Here is a 23497-nt window from a genome sequence, read left to right on the forward strand (position 1 = left end):
GTAAAGCAAATGAACCATAATCACGTTCAATTCGTCTTCCTAGAATGTCGAAGCATTGAACTTTCCCCTACAAAAATCCGATGCTGACAGACAACTCCACTGCTAGTACTAAATCTATTAATAATGGTAGTTATGGAAGCCCACAAGCTCCTTTACCAAAATCTGACTATTACATGAGCTTACACAAAGAGCTAGATCACCTCGAAGAGATGGTTCTCGAAAGTGGTCCTCGGGTAATGGGACATACGGTCATTGATGAAGAAAAGTTATGTCAGCAAATCGATCGCGTAAGATTTTCTGTGCCAGAGTCGATCGCTAAAGCCGAAGAGATCTTGATCTATAAGCAAGACCTCATTGCCGAGGCGCAGCAATATGCTGAAGATTTAATCAAGGCTGCGGAGTTACGGGCTAGCCAGTTATTAGAAGAGTCCTTAATCATTCGACAGGCGGAGCAAGAAGCCGATCAAATTCGACGGGAACTCCAAGAGGAATGTGATCAGATGCGATCGCAGACCTTGAATGAAGTTAACCAGATGCGAAGACAGGCTCAAAAAGACCTTGATAATTTGCATCAGAGGGTGACTACTGAGGTGCAGGATATGCAACGTGGGGCTGACGAATATAGCGATCGCGTACTAGGTAATCTGGAATCCCAGTTAATCGACATGATCAAAATTGTCCAAAATGGGCGAAAGGAATTACGCCTCTAAATTAATTCTTTGCCCAAAAAAGGGAGTTGCTAAGCAACTCCCTTTTTTGGGCAAAGAATTAAAGGTCAGGGGTTGTTAAAGAAGTAATAAATTGCATTTCCAAATTAAATGTTTCCGCGAAGGTTTGGGCGATCGCCTTTTTTACCTCTACAAAATCCACATTAGATACAAATTGATTGAGATTACAAACTTGGCAATCGGTGATTCCGCAGGGAACAATGCGATTAAATCCTGTTAAGTCCATATTTATATTAAGCGCAAAGCCATGCATTGTAATCCATTGACTTACTTTAATTCCAACTTGCGCGATCTTTTGTACTTGACCAGCATTATCAATCCACACACCCGTTAAGCCTTGAATACGCTGCGAAGGCACACCAAATTTTGCTAAGACTTGAATAATTACTTCTTCTAATTGGCGCAAGTACCAATGCAGATCGCGTTGATGGTGATCCAAATTCAAAATAGGATAAGCGATAAGCTGCCCGATCGCATGGTGCGTAACTTCACCACCTCTCTCAATGCGATGACATTCAATCTGAGGATCATCGAGATTGAATTTAAGAAATTCTAAACTTGAACCTTGACCAAGGGTATAAACCGCAGGATGTTCCATCAGCAATAGCACATCAGCTAAATCCTTGCCTTCCCGTCTGGCTTGTTTGCGCTCCCCTACTAGCTCTTTTTGCCATTGCCATGCGGTTAGATAGGGAATAGGGCGATCGCCTTGATAGAGCAAACAAGTTCGGCGCATAGAAAAGTCCTATATAACAATAAGAAAAGCGCCATGATGGCGCTTTTCTTATTGTTATATAGCAATGCAAGTTTTGCTTAGCACCATCTCAAGATTTTTCAAAAGAAGAAATGGCTACGCCATTTCTTCTTTTGAAAAATATCAAAGAGGCTCGCTTAGCGAGTCTCTTTGAGGATCTAGAACGGGAATCTAGGTAAACTTGGGATAGGAATGTTCGGTGTAGGAATTCCGGGAATGGAAATAGGGAAATTTACTCCAGGAAAAAGTCCTTCAAACACTGACCTGACTTTATCTAAGCCAGGAATCTGATTAGTGAATCCTTGGAATAAATCTCCTTGCAATAAGGTAATAAACTCATTTTGTGTCAGTTGCTGGATAATTCCTAAAGCACCTCTAGGATCAACTTCTACCTTTTCTCCAGCCTTTAAAACTACTTCGTCAGGTTGGGTCGGTTTAGAACTATCCTCCACCTTGAGAATAGGTTTATCACTTGTAGGTGAAGCATTGAGAGGCTCTAGGGGACGAGCTTTTTGAGGATTATCTTGAGGCAAATTGATCTGCGTATTATTATTACTGGGGATAGTAGTAAATTGCTTAGTCTTAGGGGAAGTTATAGAAGTACTAGGCTTTGTGGGGGAATTCGTGGACGGTGGCGTTGGTTTAGCTGTAGGTTTAGTTTGAGTCGGTTTCTCCGATTCATCATCACTATCAACTAGAGGAGTAGCATTACGTTTAACCACAACTTCTCCCTCTAACACCTTGACCTGTTGATTACCTGACTCATCAACTTCTAGTAAATAGGTCGTACCTCTAACTCCAGTCGTAATACCCGACGAACAGGCATTAACCGCACCGTTAATTAAAATCGTTCCGCGCCGTAGATTGGCACATTGCCCAATTTTTAGCACTGAATTAGCGGATAATCTTGCCACAGCCCCCGTGTTAAACAATAAGGCTGTGCGTGAGTTACCAGTGCGGACTTGCTGTGACTGTCGAGCCACATCGCTAACCGAGGCTCGTCTATTTTGGATAAATACCTGATTACCATCAAGGATTTCCTGCACCGTAGCTTGAGAGGCTTGGGCAGATACAGGAGCAATTTGTGGGGCTGCTAAAGCAAAAATGCATAAACCTGTAAAGAAAAAGGCAAGTCGCTTTTGTTGGTGAGGTAATCTCATTCTAAGAAAATTCTTTAAAAAGTCCCATGAAAACATGTTTAATTGGTCTCCCAAGTATTGTACAAATGAGTTTTTCGCAACACTGACTCGTAAAGCCTCTTAGTTCACTCCGATCGCTAATCGCCAAGACAGCTCCATCATGCAAAAGGTTTCTTCAACATCCAAGGCGATCGCCAGTAATGTGGCGATCGCTACAGAGCAAATTAGTTATCAAACTAAATTTCGCACACTTTTGACAAATATTTCAGTAGCGATCGCCCAAGGTAGCAAAACTGCACTAATTGGCGCAACGGGTTCAGGAAAAACAACCTTTTTGCGCTTGCTCAATCGTTTAACCGATCCATCGGTTGGGACTATTTTACTGAATGGTAAAAATATTCAAGAAATCCCCATTCAAACTTTGCGGCGAAGAGTAATGCTGGTTCCACAGGAACCGAGCTTATTAGGAATGACTGTTAATGAGGCGATCGCCTATCCGCTCAAGCTCCAAAATTTGCCCCAGAGCGAAATTGGGGCGCGATCGCAAAAATGGATCGACAAATTACAAATTGATCGCAAATTATTAAACCGCTCCGAGCTAGAGCTGTCTCTTGGTCAGAGACAATGGATGGCGATCGCCAGAGCTTTAACTATGGAATCAGAGGTACTTTTACTAGATGAACCGACTTCAGCATTAGATCGAGGCTTAGCGCATTTATTGTTAGATACCCTAACCGAGCTAACTCAATTACCTAAGCCTGTAACCGTAGTCATGATTAACCATCAACTTGATTTACTCCAAGCATGGTGCGATCGCCTAATTTGTCTGCATAAAGGGGAATTAGTTCAAGATACGGAGGCAAGTCTCACTAATTGGTCAGAGATTGATAATTTATTGAGACGCGATACAAGTTCAAGTCAAAACGCGGAAATAGAAGATGACTGGGATTAATTCTAGAGTTACCCAATCCTGTAGGTTTGATTTCTTCCCAATTCCTTAGCTCGATACAAAGCATAATCCGCCGCCGTTAATAATACCGCAGGTTGAGAATCGGTCTTAGGAATTAAAGAAGTCAAGCCCATACTCAAAGTTACACAATCACTAACTGCCGAATCCTCATGGGGCAGAGCCAACTCGCACAGCTTGTCGCGAATTAAATCAGCTATGGACATAGCGCCTTCAATATCAGTGTTTGGCAAAACCAACACAAACTCCTCTCCACCATAACGAGCCGCCAAGTCCGCAGGTCGGCGCACCGATTGCTTAATAATCATCGAAACCTTTCGCAGGCAATCATCTCCAGCAATATGCCCATAGGTATCATTGTAGTTTTTGAAGAAATCAATATCGCACATGATCAACGACAAAGGCATCTGTTCCCTTGATAACCTCTGCCATTCCTGAGCCAAATATTCATCAAAGCAACGACGATTTGCCAATTGAGTCAAGCCATCCAAATTAACTAAACGTCCTAACTTCTCATTAGCTTCTTGTAAGAGGGTTTCGGCAATAATGCGATTGCGAATTTCTTGAGTGAGAAGTTCGTTTTGTTCCTGTAGCTGTCTTTGTAATCTCCGCAAAGTCAATTGATTCTCGATTCTGGCTAATACCTCAGCAATCTGAAAAGGCTTAGTAATATAGTCCACACCACCGACCGAAAAAGCCTGTACCTTATCTAAAACTTCATCACGGGCGCTAATAAAAATCACGGGAATGTCGCGAGTAAGCTCATTTGACTTAAGATGCTGGCATACCTGAAACCCATTCATATTAGGCATATTGATATCCAATAAAACCAATTCAGGTAGATCTTTTTCTAAGGTCAATAACGCACTAGAACCATCATTTACACCACGCGCTTCATATCCCTTTCGCGTCAGCATAGTTAACAGCAATTGCAAGTTAGGCGGCGTATCATCTACAACTAAGATGTACTCTTTTTTGGTTACGGCTTCGAGCAGTTGCATTTGGCTATCATCAGAACATCTTGAAAGTTTAAACGTAATTTAAAAACATAATTTAGAAACGCAATTTTTAGATTTGCTAATTCATGGGATTTTTTTAGGATTTACTCATTCTAAAATCATGTGGTTTAGTGTTAGTAAATTCGATTATTAATTGATGCCCAATTAAATCTAATACTTGCTTTTATTGTCACAGCAACTAAACTTTAAACTATTTTCCCATTAAAACTGTATTAAGAATATCTAGATTTTTCTTATTAATTTACTTGGATTCTGGATTTTTTAGGACAATAGTTTTTTAATTATGCCTAGCTACTTACGAGATAGACTTTTTAATATATAGCAATCCTAAAGAGTCATGAGAAATAGAAGCTTATAACCAGAGGCTTAAGCCCCTTACCTATTTCACTGGTGATAATAATGCACTCCTTCAAATTATTTAATCTTACAAATAAAATGTGACTACTATATGCAGATTATGCTGCATTCTGGCGACAAGTGGTCAGAATGCATCTTGACCTAACTTTAGGCTAAGATAAACAGCAATAATGACTATTTTCAGGGCTGTAATCAAGATAAGGTAAGACGAATACCAGCTTTCAAATATAGTTGCGGTAACGATTATCACTACTCTATTAAGCTGATGACTTAATTTGCTTGAGTACTGCTATAAATGAAATTTACATAGTTAATTTACATAGTTTTTTATGTCTTTCTATCCTCGTGTTAGCTAATGTCCAGTAGTACATCTCAAAGAATCGATCTCTCAGGAAGCGCTTTGGGGATGGTCTCAACTATTAGCTTTCCTGCAATCGTCGGCACTGCTGACATGATGCTCAAATCAGCAACAGTAAGATTAGTTGGCTACGAAAAAGTCGGTAATGGCTTCTGCACAGCAATTGTGCGCGGTCAAATTACAGATGTACGGATGGCTGTGGAAGCTGGTGCTGAAACAGCTCGGGAATTTGGTCAATTAGTTTCGACCATTGTAATTCCGCGACCATATCCCAATCTAGAAGCAATTTTACCTATCAGTAATCGTCTTAGCCAACTAACCGATGGGCGTTATAGTCGCCTGAGCAATCAGGCGATCGGCTTATTAGAAACTCGCGGCTTTCCTGCCATGGTTGGCGCAGCCGATATGATGCTTAAATCCGCAGATGTGCATCTGGCGGGATATGAAACCATTGGTGCAGGTTTATGCACGGCGATCGTGCGCGGTAATGTCGCCGATATTGCGATCGCGATCGAAGCAGGTATGCATGAAGCAGAAAGAATTGGCGAGTTTCACACCCTGATGATTATTCCTCGCCCTCTTGAGGATCTTGAGGAGACCTTGCCAACTTCCGATTATTGGATTGAGACTCCGATTCCTGTAAATATCCCCATGGCGGCGCTCCAACAACAAGAAAGAGAATTAATTCAACTGCCTAACCTCGAAATCGCCGAAGTAGAAACTATTTCCATAGGCGATCGCTAGGGAAATAAGTCCACTTTATAGGCACTATTTAGATTTATGATGACGGCTTATATTGTCAAATGTACCGACACTCGTTATCGTAGATATAAAGATAGAATTGAATATATTCTTATTATTCAGTTTCTCTGATTATTCAGATTTAGAATGGATATTTCCGTAGTAATAAATACTTATCTACTAAAATTTATAATATTTTTTATGAATTTATAGATAGTCAATTGCACAGAAAGCCACAAAATATCTGTTAATTAGCTGCGAGAAGTTAGCTGCATTAAGTCAGCTACAAAAGTGCGCCCAACCTCATCTCATTTTTATTTTGTTTTAAAAATTTGAAATTTGATGTTTTAAGCGAACCGATCGTAGCTAAGATCAATAGTTGCGCTCGTGCATCTACATATGATTTATAGATAAACCGCGAGAACTTCAGTTTTTTAGAGAGTCGTAAGGACACTGGCTTAAATTATGCCGATCGCTATTGGAATGATCGAGACCAGAGGCTTCCCCGCAATTGTTGAAGCGGCTGATGCTATGGTCAAAGCTGCTCGCGTAACCCTTGTAGGTTACGAAAAAATCGGTAGTGGGCGGGTCACTGTCATCATCAGAGGTGATATCTCTGAGGTGAAAGCATCCATCGCTGCTGGAGTTGAAGGTGCAAATCGAGTTAATGGAGGCGAAGTTGTTTCGACTCATACCATTGCTCGACCACACGAAAACCTAGAGTATGTACTACCGATTCGCTATACGCGAGAAGTAGAACAGTTTGCTTTTTAAATTAGCTTTTTTGATTCCTCTTTTGGTCAAGTCTAGACATCGTTAAAGTTTTGTTTATTCTTTGTTTATTCAAAGCTTTAACTCTGCTCTATTTAAATTTTCCCAAAACCACAGTTTCAAAAAAGTATCAAAAGACTAAATTTTCATTATTTCGTTATTTATTTTTCTAGGAGAACATGAATTATGGCGATCGCAGTTGGAATGATTGAGACTCTTGGCTTCCCTGCCGTTGTAGAAGCCGCCGACGCTATGGTGAAGGCAGCTCGCGTAACCTTAGTTGGCTACGAAAAGATCGGCAGTGGTCGCGTAACCGTTATCGTTCGTGGTGATGTATCTGAAGTGCAAGCTTCCGTAGCCGCAGGTACTGACTCTGTAAAGCGCGTAAACGGTGGACAAGTTCTTTCTACCCACATCATTGCTCGTCCTCACGAAAACCTCGAATACGTTCTACCAATTCGCTACACCGAAGAAGTCGAGCAGTTTCGTGACAACGTAAATTCCATCCGTCCAATTAACCGTCCATAGGCTCGGTCTTGACTAGCGCAATAGCTCTAGAGTTCGCTCACACAATTGCTATTAGCTCTATCAATAGCTTAATTTACAGGGGCTTTATCTCGTACTCTCCTCGAATTCCTTAGCCACTCCATATTCATCAGCAGTTAATTCTGCACAGGTACTAATTACAATATGCAAATTGCTAAAGTTTGCGGTACGGTCGTCAGTAGCTACAAAGAGTCCAACCTATCTGGAACTAAGTTTCTGCTTTTGCAACTTGTTGATCTCCAAGGGCAGTTACTTCCAGACTATGAAGTGGCAACCGATACAGTGGGTGCTGGCGTAGATGAATGGGTATTATTTACCCGTGGTAGCGGCGCGAGACAGGTACGAGATAGTGCAAGCCGACCAATTGATGCGGCTGTGATTGCCATCATTGATACGGTCAGTCTTAGCGATCGCACTCTCTACAGCAAAAAATACAATGAGAGAATGCTGTAGCTCTCTAAATTAAGTAAAAGTTAATTATTGATAGATCGGCAAATTAATAAGCACATTAATTTGCTTAATTAATGACAAATTAATGCCAACTTATTAGATAGCGCTAGTTATTAATAATTCTCCAACGTTGTAGCTTAAGTTTTTATTTGGAGGAGCGCTTTTCGGTTACTTAATAACTTTGATTTTCATAATCAAGATATGAGTGAAACTTAAAAGCGCAGATTCACTATGGTAGTTCGTAGCTTTGCTGCCCCACCTACACCTTGGTCTAGGGAACTGGCAGAACCCAAAATCGATCCATCCGCCTACGTTCATTCTTTTTCCAATTTAATTGGCGACGTTCATATCGGCGCTAATGTTTTGATTGCTCCTGGCACATCCATACGTGCTGATGAGGGCAATCCTTTTCATATTGGCAATAGCACAAACGTTCAAGATGGTGTTGTTATTCACGGGCTTGAGAAAGGTCGTGTAATTGGCGATGACGGTAAAGAATATTCCGTCTGGATTGGCAATAGCACCTCAATCACCCACATGGCGCTAATTCATGGGCCAGCGTATATTGGGAACAATTGTTTTGTTGGGTTCCGCTCGACCGTATTTAATGCGCGAGTTGGAGACGGATGCATTATTTCCCTTCATGCTCTTGTCCAAGATGTAGAAATTCCTGCGGGTAAATATGTTCCTTCTGGTGCAGTGATTACAACGCAGCAACAAGCCGATCTGCTACCGAATGTGCGGGAATCGGATCAAAATTTTGCAGCTCATGTTGTCGGTATCAACGAGTCCTTGAGACAAGGTTATCGCTGTGCTGCTGATATTGCTTGCATTACGCCGATTCGCCAGCAACAAGAGAAATCACCACAACTAAACAGAAATTCTCCATCAGGTTTTAATAAACAGCTTAATACGCAAATTAATAAGCAAAATTCTAATCAAACTAATCACAATCTTACCGATATAAACGCAGAGAGGAATGGATCTATGGCTGGGGATTTAGCGCAGCAAATACGACAACTTTTAGGTCAAGGCTACCATGTGGCGGTGGAGTACGCAGATATGCGTCGCTTCCGCAGCGGATCTTGGCAATCTCATGCAATTCCAAATACATCTGAAGCAACAACAGTTATTAATGCTGTACAGGCGGCTCTGGTTGAAAATGAAGGCGATTATGTCCGCTTAGTTGCGGTCGATCCCAAGGTAAAGCGCCGTGTTTCTGAAACTATTATCCAACGTCCCACTGACAAGGCGGCGGTAATCAGCAATAGCGCACCTACCTCTAGTAATAGCTATAGCGCTCCTAAAGCAACTGCTAACGGTAGTGCAAATGGTAATGCTGATGTTTCGGGTCAAGTGCGTCAGCTATTAGCTCAAGGCTATCGTATCAGCATCGAATATGCAGATGCTCGGCGTTTCCGCTCGGCTGCTTGGATGACAGGTCCTGCGATCGAAGCCACTAGCGAAGCCAGTGTCATTTCCGCCTTGAATAGCATTCTTGCTGAGCATGAAGGCGAGTATGTTCGTTTAGTCGGAGTCGATCCTAAGGCAAAGCGTCGAGTCCTCGAAACGATCATTCAACGTGCCGACAGCAAAGCCGTCAGCATTGGTCAATCCAATGGTGCGCCAGCCTACAGCGCTCCTCCTGCTGCTAGTAATAGCAATGGCAAGGGTGCATCTAGCGATGTAGCAGGTGCTGTACGTCAATTGCTGTCTCAAGGTCATCGCATTAGTGTGGAACATGCTGATGAGCGTCATTTCCGCACTACTTCTTGGCAGACACTTCCTGCGATTACGGCTACCAATGAAGCCGCCGCGATCGCCTCTTTGGAAAATTACATTGCCGAATATAGCGATGAATATGTGCGTCTTGTAGGTGTAGATACCAAGGTGAAGCGCCGTGTAGTGGAGCTACTCGTACATCGCCCCAATGGTCAGCCTGTAGCCGCAACTCGCACTGCTGTAAAAGTCAGCAGCCCTAGCAATGGCTCTTCCTATAGTGGCAACAGCATTGGCAAGATTAGTGCAGATATCGTATCTCGCGTGCGTCAACTTTTAGCTCAAGGCTATCGCATTGGCACTGAACATGCAGATGAGCGTCGTTTCCGTACTAGCTCTTGGTATAGCTGTTCTCCCATTGAGTCTGCTAATGAGTCCGAAGTTATTCGTGCTTTAGAAGCTTGTTTGGCGGAGCATGGTGATGAGTATGTGCGTTTGCTAGGTATTGACCCTAAGGCAAAGCGTCGCGTATTTGAAGGAATCATCCAACGTCCTGCTAAGTAAGTGTTTAGAGAACCTCGCTTTGCGAGGTTCTCTACTTTAAGTAGTTGCAAGCTAGGAGCTTGTCCAGACTACGATTTTGAGAATTAGAAAGTGTAAAAGCCATGCAATCAAACTACTTACCACCTTTAGAACCAATCGGAGATTTTCGCTCCTACGTGTGTGGGGATGTAGTGATTGATGAAACGGCGGCGATCGCTTCGGGAGTTTTAATCCAAGCGGATCAGGGGAGCCATATTAATATTGGTGCTGGCGTTTGCATTGGGATGGGGGTAGTGATTCATGCCCAAGGCGGACTCTTAGAAATAGGTGCTGGTGCAAATTTAGGGGCGGGGGTGCTAGTTTATGGCTCCAGTAAAATTGGTGAAGGGGCTTGTATTGGCGCTTCTAGCTCCATTGTTCGCGCCGTAATTGCAAAGGGGGCGATCGTGCCTCCCTGCTCTTTGATTAGTGGCTTAGATCAAAGTGCAGTTGAGAAGAAAGCGAGTCCTGCGATCGCGCAGGAATTAGAAAAAAATGCAGAAATTCATAAAAGTTATAGTTCTCCAACTAATTATTCCTTTACCCATACCTACTCACCTGCTAAACCCTTAAATAATCAAAGTACTGGGAATTTTGGATTTAGCCCAAATGGGATGAATGAAATAAATTCTAGTAATTTGGAAAATCCCGAGAACATTGTTGAGCGATCAACTACAGAAACCTATGTGCATACTAGCGTCACGGCAACTGCGGAAAGTGTGATTGCTAATTCAGTTGAGCGTACTGTCACTGAGACCCAAATGGAGATCCCGACGGAAGCGATCTCGGAACCATCTATGGAATCTGCTGATGGGGCGACTGATATGACAGGAAATGAATCTCTGGAAGCAGTTAACGAAGAGCCGACCAGTCCTGATGTCACGGCTTTAAGTACAGCAAACTCGGCTCAAGCCAAAGCCTATGCTCAAGCCCAAATAAATCGCTACATTAAACGACTTTTCCCTCTAAACTAACAATGCAAAGCGCTGTAGTATCCCCACACAAAATGACTAGGTCATTTTGTATAGCAATGTAAGTTTTGCTTAGGACATAAACCCCAAAAAGCGAATTGCGGCGCGAAGCGCCGCAATTCGCTTTTTGGGGTTTTGGTTTGTACTGGCTAACTCTTTCTTTGCTATAAATTGGCAAAAAAGGAAAGGCGGCGCGATGCGCCGCCTTTCCTTTTTTGCGATAAATCACCCCATTAGTGCTTTGCACAATTAAAGTCAACCGATAAAGTTAAAAGAACATTTCGTCTAAAAATCTTTACTTTTGTATATTTGACTACTTGTTTGTAATCTTAAATCAACCAAAAGTGATAGAGATCACATCAAACTGGATATTTAAATTACATTTTTATTTGAATTTTCCGAGTATTATCAACCACACCGAAGAGATTTTTTGTATATAAACTTAAGATCTATTGGGGTAAAACAAATTTTTAGATGGATATTAACCAAGATACAGGAAACAAAAAAATCTAAGCCTGAGTCATTGGAGTCGTTGAGACAAGATTGTTGGAGGAATATGAAGATGAACAGCACATTTAGCCTTAAATCTAGTATTGCCTTGCTAGTTTTAGGAGTTGCAATGCTTGCAGCGCCTAAACAACCAGCAAAATCAACATTGGCGGTACTTAGTAGTTACCAACCAGAAATTGCGGCTTCGGCGGTTGGCGCGATCGCTAGTTCGATGCAGTACGAAGTTGTTTAATCTGCTTAAAAGTTTGGGAAAGTGCCGCAAAGCGACACTTTCCCAAACTTTTAAGAATTGAAGGCGGCGCATTGCGCCGCCTTCAATCTTTTGGATAAGCAGCACTTGCATTGTTATAGTTGACTGCAAATTACGGGTAAAAAGGTAGAATACTAAAGAAAATTTTTGGCTTTGGTGACAAGGGGCTATTTTGGAAAAAGGTACGCTAGTCGAAGTGAAATTGCATGGCGATCGCCGCCTTGTCGTAATTGATCGTCCTGAAGGGAAAAAACACTTTCAAGCGATCGATGAAAATGGGAATAGCCACACCATCCACCCCCGTGAAATTAATTTCATTATTAAATCTAGTGGGGAAAATTCTAGCTTTACCCATAGTCAAATTTTGACATTTTTACAAAAAGTTGAGAACTTCCTCGATCCTTCGAGCCTTGAAGTTGCTTGGGAAATTTTGATTGAAGACAATCAATCTACCAATCCCCACGATCTTGCCCTGCTCTTATTTTCGGAAAATTCGGCAGTTACCGCTTACGCTTCCTACTGCTTGCTTAGTAATGACAAAATTTACTTTAAGCAAAAGGGCGATCTCTACGAACCTCGTTCCAACTCACAGGTAGCCGAGCTAAAACATCAAGCTGAAGCCGCCGCCCAACGCGCTAAGTTAATCGAAGAATTTCAGGCTAAGCTCACGGCTAAGCTATCGGGCGGTGAAGTAGCATGGACAAGTAGCGATCGCAGTCGCTTAGATTGTTTGGAACGCTATGCCCTTCATGGCGATGAAACCACCGATAAAGCTGCTGCCCAAGAGCTATTAAACTTTGCGAAACGTTCTAAAAATGAACAAGCTGCTTTTCAAATGCTCGTTGATTTAGGGATTTGGGACGAACATGAAAATCTTAATTTGCTCCGCAGCCAAGTCCCCATTCGTTTTGCCAATGAAGTGATGGCCGCCGCCCAAGATTGTCTAAACAATCCTATTCCCGATCAGATGGAGCAAATACGTCGGGATCTCACACATTTGCATGTGTACACAATCGATGACATTAGCACTACCGAAATTGATGATGGGCTGAGCATTGAGACTCTTGCTGATGGCAGCAAGAGAATTTGGATTCATATTGCTGATCCGACCAGATGGCTTGATCCTGAAAGCCCCTTAGATAAGGATGCGCGTAAGCGGGGTACGAGTGTGTATCTGCCTACAGGGGTGATCCCAATGTTTCCCATTGAGCTAGCGGCAGGTCCAATGAGCTTAATTCAAAGCAAGGTCTGTTATGCGCTATCCTTTGCGGTGGATCTCGATGAAGGCGGGGCAGTTACCTATTATGAAATTGTGCCTAGCTTGGTAAAGCCCAATTATCGACTCACCTATGAAGATGTTGAAGAAATGCTGCAACTAGGGGTAGAAGACGATCTCGAACGCCTTGCCATCTATGCGCGTCTACGCAAAAAATGGCGCGTTGCTCAAGGCGCGATCGAAATTCATTTGCCAGATACCAGCATTAAAGTTGACTCTAAAAATGGCGATCGCCTTACTCTAGATCTAATGGAGGATACCTTCTCTCGCCAGCTGGTTGCCGAGATGATGATCCTCGCAGGCGAAGTTGCCGCCAAATTTGCCCAAACCCATAGTATCCCCATCCCCTATCGCTACCAAGAGCAACCTGAGTTACCCCCCCTCGATACCTTGATGCAATTGCCATCGGGTCCCGTGCGAGAATTTGCGATCTGTCGCTGTATGACTAAAGGTTCGTTAGGGCTGTATGCTTCCCGCCATTCAGGGTTGGGGCTAGATGCTTATGCACAGGTGACTTCACCGATTCGGCGCTATAGCGATCTGCTAGCCCATTGGCAAATTAAAGCTTTTTTGCGGGAGGAGCCATTACCCTTCACCGCCGAAATGCTGACGGGAATATTGCAAGCGATCGATCCTGCGATCTGGGATGCAAATCAGGTCGAGCGGCAGTCGGTGCGCTATTGGAGCTTGGAATATTTGCGCCGCAATAAGGATGTGGTGTGGGAAGCGCTGATGCTTGATTGGCTGCGCGAAAATGAAAAGCTTGCCCTAGTGCTGATCGAGGACTTAGGTTTGAAGCTGCCCATGCGAATTACTCGCCAAATTCAAGTAGGTGATAATCTGCGGATCAAAACCTCTGATGTTGATCCCCGCAAGGACATTATTTATTTCCAAGAAGTTCAGCAATCGACTTCTCCCCTAGAACTAGAAATGGAAAGAAATAGCGATCGCCTCGAATCAGAATATGCAACCCTCTAGATCAGGAAGGTGCGGCGCGAAGCGCCGCACCTTCCTGAAGATTTTTTTAAAGATTTAGAATAAAAATGTAGGAACTATGACAGGCTCGGAACTGCGTCAGGCGATCGCTAATAAATGGGATTATTCCTATGATGTCCAACTACGGAAAACTCAGGGCAAAATCTTTTTGCAAGTCATGTGGCGCTATCAAGAACAGCAGTCGTTTTCCATGAGCGAGGCAGAATTTTTAGAGCATCTCGATGCGATCGCTAGCTATCTTAGTGATTGGGGCGTAGTCGAACAGGTGCAAAAGTTTATCGAAACCACCAAAGAACGCCCCCGACTTGGTAAAGCCGTCAGTATACCTCTCCAAATTGGTGAGCGATCGCTCGAATGGTTGATTGAGAAATAATTACAAATTTAAGATCATCATTGAGTAGACATATCATACATGTCACACATGTAGATAAAACTTCGATAAAAGTATGACCTGTTGCTGACTTTCTAAGCTAAAGATTGTACGCTTATGATGAAATATTGTTTGTTGCCTTATTTCATAAACTTTTTCAATAAACTTTTCTAATAAACTTTTAGTTTAATCAAGAATCCACTACGCCGCTAGCCATACTTAAGTCAAAATCGTCAGGGCAAAAATATGAGTCAAGCAGGAGCTAACCCATGGGATCGCCAATTTGTTAACCTTGGGCGGATCATGCAGTTCTTGCGTGATGAAGATAGTATCGACAATTTATTAACCGCTACTCTCGACTATCTTCGAGATAATTTTGAGTACAAACTTATCTGGATCGGGCTTTATGATGAAGAGAATCATCGCCTTACAGGTAAAGGTGGCACGACTCCTGCGGGTGAGATTAAATTTTTAAAGGAACGTTTTGCCCTGAATGCTGGTGATCTCCTCGATCAGGTAATTTTGCAGCGTAAGCCCGTCCCGATCGCTGATCTCCGCCAAGAAAAAAGAAGTGGCGAATGGCAAAAATTAGCTCAGAAATTTGATATCCAAGGCACTTTGCTCTGGCCGATCTACCATCGCGATCGCAGTTTTGGCGTAGCTTTACTCGGCTCAAATCTCTGGAATGTTACTCCCCGTAACGAAGAAAGAGCCAGACTTTCGGTCGTACTGGGAACCCTCGGCTCTACCCTCAGTCGGCTAGATGCCGAATGGCATTATCACAATACCAAACGTCCTGATGAGCCACTATTGCAAATCCTCTCAAAAATTCGCAATATACCGACGCTCAACGATCGCCTTGAAGAAATCGTGCAGGAAACCCATGGATTTGTGATGCCCGACCACACCAATATTTATTGGTTTGAACGCGAACATCAATACTTTTGGCGGCGCATCGCCAATCGTCAAGCTGGGCCCAAGGGTAAACAAGCCGTAGATAATACCGCAGGGGTCACCGTTCAAAATGCCCCGGGGCTATATCAAGCTTTGTCTAAGGATCAGCTAGTGGTCGTTGTGGATGCGAAGTCCATGACTAAAGGCGAAATTAGCAATCGCGTCATGGAACAATTCGGCGCTACCTCCGTAATTATTGCTCCAATCTTCTTTCAAACAGAGCTTTTAGGCTTTTTATCGGTAGAGGGGGATGAGCCACGTCTTTGGACAGATGATGAGCGTAATTTTGTGCGTGGTGCGGCGCAACTTGCGGCGATTACGGCTCCCTTCGAGGAAATGGAAGTCACTCTCGATCGCATTGCCTCCGATCAAATTCTGACCGCAGGTATTGCGAGAGCCATTTATTCAGATAGTGACTGGCAAACTGCCTTAGATAAAGCTGCCGAACAGTTATGTCAAAGACTGGGGCTAGAACGTTTTTGGGTTGCCTCCTACGATCAAGACAATGACGTGTTTAAGATCGATTTCCAATACCATCCTAAAAATCGTCGTCCTATTCCCAATCTGCTGGCGGGATTAGCCCCTGTGGATATGCAAATGCTAGAGCAGTCTCCCGATGCATCAACGGTTGAAAATTTAGATAGTGATTTTAAGTTTTTATCATGGCGTAATTCCTTGATGGATTTAGATGTGCGTTCCATGATTATTAGTAGTACCTCGGTGGGCAAATCCCTAGAAGGGATTCTTGCGGTAGCTCACGAAGCACCCCGCACATGGTCGCGCCCAGAGAAAGAAATGGTGCAAGCGGTAGCCCAACAAATCGGCTTAATCGTTCACCAAAATGAATTGCAACGTCTTTCCGATGAGCGTCAAAAATCCCATCAAGCCGTGCAGTTTGGTTTAGTAGCCCTCCAACAGGCTAATACCCTCGAAAAATTGCATCATACGGCTACGCAGTTAATGGCACAGGTGACTCAATCGCCCCTTGCCATATTGGTGGTGTGGATGCCCGGTCGCCAAGGGGGACAGATTGCGTCGGTATTTGCGAGTCGTGATGAATACCAACTTTCGATTACGGAGACTTTAATTGCGATCGAAGAGGATCAACTGGTGCAATGGACGACTCAAAGCGAGGGGATTCTGCCCCTAAGTGTCCATGATTTACCCGAATCCACGAAGGCTTGGCTCAATGCCCCTGCTCTGGGTCATATGATGGTCACGGCTCTCAGAACCACGCCCGACCATCAGCCTACGGGGATGATTTTGGTAGCCGATCGCGTCGGTAGGCGTTGGATCGATCGCCATTTACAGGCTTTTAATATGCTGGCTAATCAGTTGGCATGGTCACGCCGCCATTTACTCCTAGTCGAGCATCTCAAGCACAATCGCCAAGAATTAGAACGCCTCAACTGGTATAAGCACCGTCGTCTTGAGGATATTTATCGAACCGTTAGTACAGGGGTACAGCGTTTACTAGATGCTGATGCTAGAGCTAGTAGCACTGGCGGTATTAATAATGTCACCTTGCAAAGTTCTCTCAAACAATTACAGGGTTCGCTATCGCCATTACCCCAGATTATCCGCAAGGAGCAGTGGCGCTTGCGTCCTAATTACGAAACCGCACCGCTAGCAGGGATGCTCAAACGCGCCTTAGAACGAGTGGATTCGCTGGTTAAGCAAAGGCAAATTTGGTCACAGGTACATAATCAAGCCAATGTGGTCGTGGGTGGTGATATTGCCAAAATGGAGATGATTCTCAATGAATTATTGCTATTTGCCTGTGGGCGATCGGAAGTGGGCGGACGGATTGATCTCTGGTGTCGGCAAATTGACGAGAAACTCCTTGAATTATCGATTACGGATTACGGGGTAGTTGATGCGAATTTGCTCCAAGAATTACACCAAGGTAGAGCGATCGATCCCCTTTCGCCTTCCTTATTAGATCAACCTCCGGGGTTACATCTCGCTATTTGCCAAAATCTAATGGTAGAGGCAGGGGGCGAGTTAGCCCTCTATCAGTTAGAAGATAATCGGATTCTCAGCCGCCTAATTTTGCCTCTATCGAGTTCTTAAACAAAAAAGGATGAGCTTTGCTCATCCTTTTTTGTTTAAGAACTCAAAGGCGGCGCGAAGCGCCGCCTTTATTTATTTGGTGTGTTGTCCTCGTAATTGCCCACAGGCAGCATCTGCCTCTAAGCCCCTAGTGCGCCGCACACTTACGGCAATCCTTGCGTCCTCTAGCACTCGCACAAAGGTCTGAATAGCTTTTTCGGTAGGACGTTGATAATCGGCATCGGTCACAGGATTATAGGGAATCAAATTAACATGACTCTGAAAGCCACGAATTAAATAGGCTAGTTCTTGCGCTTGCTCAGCCGAATCATTTACTCCCGCCAGAAGTGTATATTCAAAACTAATTCTTCGACCAGTGATTTCCACATATTCACGGCAGTCGTCCATTAAAGCTATCAAGGGATAGCGATCGGCGGAAGGGATAACTTGGGCGCGAACCTGTTGGCTAGGAGCATGGAGGCTGACCGCAAGGGTAACTTGCAAATGCTCATTTGCGAATCGTGGAATTTGATTGGGAATGCCAACGGTGGAAACGGTGATATTGCGCTGACCGATGCCGATGTCTTTGTTGAGTACCGCGATCGCCCCCATTAGATTTTCAAAATTGAGTAATGGCTCACCCATGCCCATAAACACGATATGGCTAACCCGTTGCTGCATCACTTCTTGAACGGTTAGGACTTGGTCGATAATTTCATGCTTTGCCAAATTACGCTGAAAGCCGCCTTTGCCTGTGGCGCAAAAGTCGCAAGCCATCGGACAGCCAACTTGAGAGGAGACACAGACGGTTAGGCGTTTGCTGGTGGGGATGCCCACAGTTTCCACAATTTCGCCATCGGCTAACTTCAGCAAAAATTTCTCTGTGCCGTCGCGAGTTTGCTTATGTAGATGAATCTGCGATCGCCCAAAATCTACGGTCGGATTTGCCGCAAACTGTTCGCGCCATGCCTTCGGGAAAACCGTAATATCTGCCAAGCTCCGCGCCCCTTTTTCGTAAAGCCATTCATAAAGCTGTTTACCACGATAACGGGGTTGTCCTTGGGATTCGACCCATTCTGTAAGCTCCGCTTGCGATCGCCCCAGTAGTGGTAGGACTTTAGTAGCAGGATTTGGCAAAGTATTGGCAGTCATGGCGGCTTGGCAAGTTTTTCAGTTATCTTGATTCTAGCTTAGAGAGATCAACACTTTGATAGCTCAGCTTTACTTCCTATGCTTCCCTAGATGCAACAGCAAACAGAATTATTTCAATCAAAATTGAAGATTAAAAATGTTAGGGGTAGAGCATTTGCGGTAATAGTTATAAACTATTACCAAAATTTCTATACGCAAATGTTATATCCCCCATTCGCTTTGATTGATAAATTTTCCCTGCGTTGTGAGGTTAGGGCATAGCATTCCCAAATTAAAACCATCATGAATCCCGAACTATCCTCATTAGCGGAATTGATGCAGCAAAACGCAGTACAAGACGCGGAAATTTCTGAAATATTTAACATAGGCGCTGAAATTGCTGTTGAAGAAACTACCGAATCTGAAGGCTCTAAGGCTGAAAGCCCTGTTGCAGAAAAACCTGACTCGATAATCGACAGTCCTATATTCGCTCGCCTTGAGAGCATAGTATTCTCAACTGCATTCTCACCCGATGGGCGCAAGATCATCGCAGGGCTACGCGATGGCACTTTGCGACTATTCGATACAATTTCTGGCGCTCCGATCGACGATCCTTTCCAAGGGCATGAGGATAGAGTCTGGTCAGTAGCCTTTAGCCCTGATGGCAAAGCGATCGTTTCGGGCAGTGTTGACAAGACGCTGCGGTTGTGGGATTTGCAGGGTAATCCAATCGGCACTCCTTTCCGAGGGCATGAGGATAGAGTCTGGTCAGTAGCCTTTAGCCCTGATGGCAAGGCGATAGTTTCGGGCAGTCAGGACAAGACGCTGCGGTTGTGGGATTTGCAGGGTAATCCAATCGGCACTCCTTTCCGAGGGCATGAGGATAGTGTCTTTTCAGTAGCCTTTAGCCCTGATGGCAAGGCGATCATTTCGGGCTGTGAGGACAAGACACTGCGGTTGTGGAATTTGCAGGGCGCTCCAATCGGCGCTTCTTTCTTAGGACATGAGAATAGAGTCTGGTCAGTAGCCTTTAGCCCTGATGGCAAGGCGATAGTTTCGGGCAGTGAGGACAAGACGCTGCGGTTATGGGATTTGCAGGGCAACCAAATTGGGTTACCTTTCCAAGGGCATAAGGATAGTGTCTTTTCAGTAGCCTTTAGCCCTGATGGCAAGGCGATCATTTCGGGTAGTTCTGACAATACGCTGCGGTTGTGGAATTTGCAGGGCAACCAGATTGGGTTCCCTTTCCAAGGGCATGAGGATAGGGTCATATCAGTAGCCTTTAGCCCTGATGGCAAGGTGATAGTTTCGGGCAGTGAGGATAATACGCTGCGGTTGTGGGATTTGCAGGGCAAGGCGCTACCTAACTTGGCGGCTCGTGTGAAAACGGTTGAGTCAACGTTTCCTGATAGCGTTGTAAACGATTCATCTCACGGGAAGGATTGCCTTAACGTTAAGGATGAAATCGAAGCGCTGGCAACGGTACTCATGCTCCGCAGCCTAAAAGCGCCTGTGGCTGTGGGAATTTTGGGCGGATGGGGAAGTGGCAAGTCGTTCGGTATGAATCTAATTCAGCAAACTGTAGTGAAAATCCGCAATCAAAAACTCGATAGTGCCAAAGCATGGGGCGATATTGACTCTTCAAATGATAAGAAACGAATCACGTCTTCTTCTCTATCTCCCTTTGTAGGGCATATCTATCAAATCACTTTTAATGCATGGACTTATGCCAAATCCGACCTTTGGGCAAGCCTAATGCAAGAGATTTTCTATGAGTTAAACCGTCAGATTGCTTTAGAACAAAAAATTGGCAAATTTCTAAACTCCCAAAAACAAGAAAATTCTGAAGAAGCCTTACTTGAAGAAGTTGGCTTTTGGGAAATTCTTTACATAACCAATGAAGATAAACGCAGAGATTTTATTAATTCAAACCTCAAGGATTTTAAAGACCAGAAAGACTCCGACTCAAATAACTATTTGTGGAATGTTCTAGATGAAAGCAAAGATCAAGAAAAAGAAAGCTTGGAAAAGTCGGAGCAAAACTTGCGAAAAAAAGAAGAAGATCTACAACTTCAATTCAAAATTGCCGAGAATGAGGTAAATCAACAACTTGCTCAGCGTCGGGTAAATGCTTTCTGGAAACCGATTTTTATTGCCATCGTTCAGATTCTTTTTTCCGACGAAGACATCAAAAAATATGAAAAAGTAGTTGCTGATTTTGCCAAAACTGGTAAAGCGACTAGAGAGACGTTTTCATTGATACGGAAAGTAGCGACCAGTTGGCAAGGCTTAATCGCTCTTTTTGTTATGACTTTTTTGATTGTTTTAATTTTAGAACAGGATGTGAGGTCTGCAATCATCTCGACAACTCAACAAGCATGGATTCAATCACTCAGAGAGGCAATTCCTGCAAGTCTTCAGGTGCTAACTGTTATCGCAGCGACTGTCACCACGCTCTTGCCCGCCTTAAAAGCGTTAGGCAATTACCTCAAGGCTGTACAGACAGAACAAGCAAAAATTCAAAGCGAACGTGACTCCTTGATAAAACAAAAGCAGCAAGAAAAAGCTAAAGATAAAAACCTTGAGAAAGAAATTGCTGAATTGAAACTGCAAGTGGAAGAACAACGACAGCGAGTAGGACTAACCGCTAAATATTCTTCGGTAATGGACTTTGTAAGCGACAGACTTCAAGTTGACGACTATGGTAAGCGCTTAGGATTGATGGAACAGGTTAGAAAAGATCTAGCATCTATTTCCGATCGCCTTACCGATTGGGAACATAACAAAAAAGAATTAAAAAAATTCTTCCCAAGGGGACCAATTAGAGTCTTTCTCTATATAGATGACCTAGATCGTTGCCCACCAAATCGCGTTGTCGAAGTCCTAGAATCAGTCCAACTCCTGCTCAACACCCAACTCTTCATTGTCGTGCTGGGCATCGACGATCGCTATATTGCTCGTGCTTTGGAACAGGTCTACCAAGGCGTACTCAAGCGTGGCGCTAAACCCTCTGGTCTAGACTACCTCGAAAAAATTATCCAGATTCCCTATCGAATGAGACCAATTTCTAAAGCAACAGTTGAAGGATATCTGCGCCCACAATTAAAAATTCGCCGTCCTAATGCTGAAACAGTAACAGAAGTGACTGATAAACAAACCACCGCTCAATCAATTGCAAAAACTGACTCAGAACCAAGAGTAAAAAGAGAGCTTTCATCAGATAGAAATGAAAAATTACCCTCTCAACCCATAGTTTCTGACAATACTGCCGCAAAAATCGAAGCCATCGCCAAAACTATTGAATTTGACGAAGAAGAGTTTCAACTGTTGCTAAACTGCTGTAAACACGTAGACATCACACCCCGCACCGCGAAGCGATTGCTTAATATCTACAAAATCTTGCAATTTATATGGTTAACTCGCAGTCAGAAAATACTGCCAAAAGATCCACCCACAGATCTAGACAAGCGCATCGTTATGTCATTTCTCGCCCTCTCAGGCAGATATCCCGAATATATGCGAAACCTCTTTGAAGAAATTGACGTACTCTTTGAAGAGGCAGACTGCGATCCCCTTGAAATTTATCTAGATAAACTACTTAAACTCATCAAGCCCATAGCAACACAAAGCGATCGCTATGCCCAAAGAGAATGGCGCAAATTTACCAACGACATCAAACGAATGCTCGAACCTGATGATGTAGAACATCCTCCTAAACTCAAGATCGATCGCGATGTTTTTGACCTCATGCTCTCCTTCTGCTTTGTCGGCGACATCGGCTACGATCCCGATGATTTCGAGACAAAGATTTAATCTCAAATCAACAACTATTCTTACGCCTTAAGTTCATATTACCCTTCGTTAATATTGCGTAACCAATTATGTAGATCTTCCCAACTATCTAAATCAAACAAGGCTTCACTTAATACATCTAATAGTTCTGGTGCTAGCTGAAGTACTAGCAATTTAATTTCATCTGGTATAGTTCCTATTTTTCGAGAAAGTTGTTTTAGCAAAATTAATCTCTTACCCTCTTCCCTGCCTTCTTCCCTGCCTTCTTCTCGAGCTGTTTCTATGACACCTTTCAGGTCTCGATAGTACTTTAAGCTATTTTCATAAGCATTTTTCTCCTCTTGAGAAAAACTTGTAATCTGAGCAACTTCAAACAACTGCATAAATACATTTTCTTGCAGTGGTAAGGGGGGTTCTTCCAATTCAGGCAAATGTTTTAGCAAATATAACCACTTATCAAAATGGTTGTTTAGTTGATCAAGCGATTTTTTGAATTTTGGTAATTCTAGATAAATAAATTTGAGTTTTTCGTAGAAAACTTTGCAAACTTGATCTCTTAATTCAACGATATGTAAGAAATCGTCATTATTTTTATCTTCATCAAAAATAAAGTCTAAAATGCCAATAGTATAAACTGGCTCTAACTTGTAGTTCCAATCCCCTTTTTCTGCTTGTTCTTGAATAGGAAAGGATGCGTAGTAAATGCTGCGATCTTTAAAGTAATTATGTTTGGCTTTTTGCATTTCTACAATAAACTTTTCTCCTTTTTCGCTTTCGCAATAAAGATCAAAAATTGCTTTGCGATCGCTTGGAGTATTGCCAAGATTTTCTGTGCTACGGTAGGTTAGATTTCTGACTCGATGTTGGGGTGGTAATATTACATTTAGAAAATCAATCAATAAGTTTTTGTTTGGCTCTGTTCCAAATAGGCGCTTGAAGCCAAAGTCTGTAAGTGGGTTGATATAACGATCACGTCTAGGTCGGTTGGTAGAAGAATTAGACATAATATTTTTTATTTAGTTATTTGTTTATGGAAATTATGGTTTAAGAATGTTTGATAATTG

General features: G+C 43.3%; 18 protein-coding genes. 13 read left to right on the plus strand and 5 right to left on the minus strand.

From position 1 onward, the window contains the following. Positions 1-80: 80 nt before the first annotated feature. Positions 81-710 carry a hypothetical protein gene (locus H6F42_RS00545; RefSeq protein WP_190397398.1) on the plus strand — a complete coding sequence of 210 codons (630 nt, stop codon included), beginning with the start codon at positions 81-83 and terminating at the stop codon, positions 708-710. Positions 711-768: 58 nt separating this feature from the next. Here H6F42_RS00545 and lipB read toward each other — a convergent pair whose 3' ends face one another. Both lipB and H6F42_RS00555 read right to left on the minus strand, forming a co-directional pair. Then, entirely contained in the window at positions 769-1464 is a 696-nt protein-coding gene (gene lipB, locus H6F42_RS00550; RefSeq protein WP_190397399.1) for a lipoyl(octanoyl) transferase LipB, read from the minus strand. A 176-nt stretch (positions 1465-1640) separates the two neighbouring features. Continuing rightward, complete coding sequence (locus H6F42_RS00555; RefSeq protein ID WP_190397400.1) at positions 1641-2642, minus strand: FecR domain-containing protein; 1002 nt, start codon at positions 2640-2642, stop codon at positions 1641-1643. Between the two features lie 139 nt (positions 2643-2781). Here H6F42_RS00555 and H6F42_RS00560 point away from each other — a divergent pair, with 139 nt between their 5' ends. Next, positions 2782-3573, plus strand: a complete 792-nt coding sequence (locus tag H6F42_RS00560; RefSeq protein ID WP_190397401.1) for an ATP-binding cassette domain-containing protein — start codon at positions 2782-2784, stop codon at positions 3571-3573. Between the two features lie 8 nt (positions 3574-3581). On the opposite strand, the gene H6F42_RS00565 is transcribed toward H6F42_RS00560, so the two are convergent. Further along, entirely contained in the window at positions 3582-4589 is a 1008-nt protein-coding gene (locus tag H6F42_RS00565) for a PleD family two-component system response regulator (RefSeq protein ID WP_190397402.1), read from the minus strand. 730 nt (positions 4590-5319) lie between these two features. On the opposite strand from H6F42_RS00565, the gene H6F42_RS00570 reads away from it, so the two are divergent. From H6F42_RS00570 to H6F42_RS00615, 10 genes are all read left to right on the plus strand, one after another. Continuing rightward, positions 5320-6066 carry a BMC domain-containing protein gene (locus H6F42_RS00570; protein WP_190397403.1) on the plus strand — a complete coding sequence of 249 codons (747 nt, stop codon included), beginning with the start codon at positions 5320-5322 and terminating at the stop codon, positions 6064-6066. 462 nt (positions 6067-6528) lie between these two features. Next, positions 6529-6837, plus strand: coding sequence for a carbon dioxide-concentrating mechanism protein CcmK (locus H6F42_RS00575; RefSeq protein ID WP_009625737.1), 309 nt, complete (start codon positions 6529-6531; stop codon positions 6835-6837). 183 nt (positions 6838-7020) lie between these two features. Continuing rightward, complete coding sequence (locus tag H6F42_RS00580) at positions 7021-7362, plus strand: BMC domain-containing protein (RefSeq protein ID WP_126384540.1); 342 nt, start codon at positions 7021-7023, stop codon at positions 7360-7362. 162 nt (positions 7363-7524) lie between these two features. Then, the gene (locus H6F42_RS00585; protein ID WP_190397404.1) at positions 7525-7833 is read left to right on the plus strand and encodes a EutN/CcmL family microcompartment protein; all 309 of its coding nucleotides are present in this window, start codon (positions 7525-7527) and stop codon (positions 7831-7833) included. A 228-nt stretch (positions 7834-8061) separates the two neighbouring features. Further along, entirely contained in the window at positions 8062-10113 is a 2052-nt protein-coding gene (locus H6F42_RS00590) for a ribulose bisphosphate carboxylase small subunit (protein ID WP_190397405.1), read from the plus strand. Positions 10114-10214: 101 nt separating this feature from the next. Beyond that, positions 10215-11105 (plus strand): hypothetical protein, encoded by an 891-nt coding sequence (locus H6F42_RS00595; RefSeq protein ID WP_190397406.1) that lies wholly within the window; start codon positions 10215-10217, stop codon positions 11103-11105. A gap of 559 nt (positions 11106-11664) precedes the next feature. Next, complete coding sequence (locus H6F42_RS00600; RefSeq protein ID WP_190397407.1) at positions 11665-11844, plus strand: hypothetical protein; 180 nt, start codon at positions 11665-11667, stop codon at positions 11842-11844. A 190-nt stretch (positions 11845-12034) separates the two neighbouring features. After that, positions 12035-14116, plus strand: coding sequence for a ribonuclease R family protein (locus H6F42_RS00605; protein WP_190397408.1), 2082 nt, complete (start codon positions 12035-12037; stop codon positions 14114-14116). A 76-nt stretch (positions 14117-14192) separates the two neighbouring features. Further along, positions 14193-14507 carry a DUF3067 family protein gene (locus H6F42_RS00610; protein ID WP_190397409.1) on the plus strand — a complete coding sequence of 105 codons (315 nt, stop codon included), beginning with the start codon at positions 14193-14195 and terminating at the stop codon, positions 14505-14507. Between the two features lie 243 nt (positions 14508-14750). Continuing rightward, positions 14751-17531: a GAF domain-containing protein gene (locus tag H6F42_RS00615; RefSeq protein ID WP_190397410.1), complete on the plus strand. Its 2781-nt coding sequence runs from the start codon at positions 14751-14753 to the stop codon at positions 17529-17531. A 72-nt stretch (positions 17532-17603) separates the two neighbouring features. Here H6F42_RS00615 and rlmN read toward each other — a convergent pair whose 3' ends face one another. Continuing rightward, positions 17604-18662 (minus strand): 23S rRNA (adenine(2503)-C(2))-methyltransferase RlmN, encoded by a 1059-nt coding sequence (gene rlmN / locus H6F42_RS00620; protein ID WP_190397411.1) that lies wholly within the window; start codon positions 18660-18662, stop codon positions 17604-17606. A 282-nt stretch (positions 18663-18944) separates the two neighbouring features. Between rlmN and H6F42_RS00625 the strand changes: the two genes are divergently transcribed. Next, positions 18945-22454 carry a P-loop NTPase fold protein gene (locus tag H6F42_RS00625; protein WP_190397412.1) on the plus strand — a complete coding sequence of 1170 codons (3510 nt, stop codon included), beginning with the start codon at positions 18945-18947 and terminating at the stop codon, positions 22452-22454. 38 nt (positions 22455-22492) lie between these two features. Here the strand turns inward: H6F42_RS00625 and H6F42_RS00630 are convergent, their stop codons facing one another. Further along, complete coding sequence (locus H6F42_RS00630; RefSeq protein ID WP_190397413.1) at positions 22493-23437, minus strand: Rpn family recombination-promoting nuclease/putative transposase; 945 nt, start codon at positions 23435-23437, stop codon at positions 22493-22495. Positions 23438-23497: the final 60 nt, after the last annotated feature.

The sequence above is a fragment of the Pseudanabaena sp. FACHB-1998 genome, assembly GCF_014696355.1.
In the GTDB taxonomy this organism is placed as follows: domain Bacteria; phylum Cyanobacteriota; class Cyanobacteriia; order Pseudanabaenales; family Pseudanabaenaceae; genus Pseudanabaena.